This window comes from Winogradskyella poriferorum (genome assembly GCF_050618035.1).
GTDB lineage: Bacteria > Bacteroidota > Bacteroidia > Flavobacteriales > Flavobacteriaceae > Winogradskyella > Winogradskyella poriferorum_A.
Genome location: NZ_JBODPY010000368.1, coordinates 1 through 207, shown reverse-complemented (window position 1 = coordinate 207; position 207 = coordinate 1). Strand labels below are relative to the sequence as shown.

Here is a 207-nt window from a genome sequence, read left to right as displayed (position 1 = left end):
AAAGAAATTAGAGAGACTCTTAAAGGAGAGAGAGAATACAAAAGCTATTTGGAAGATATTGAGCCAACCATTGAAATAATAACAAACCCTAAAGGTGATAATTTACCACCAGAGACAAACCACTCTCTGGAAGAGTTAGAAAAAGAAGCAAAAGCATCCCCTGAATATCAGTACGAGGCATCAATATGTAATAAGTTTAAAATAGAA

The 207-nt window shown here is 33.8% G+C and carries 1 protein-coding gene; it reads left to right on the top strand.

Annotated elements, in window-relative coordinates; all coding sequences use genetic code 11:
• Nucleotides 1–207 (top strand): hypothetical protein (locus ACRHOC_RS16085; protein WP_431159549.1); only part of this gene is annotated, 207 nt, incomplete at both ends.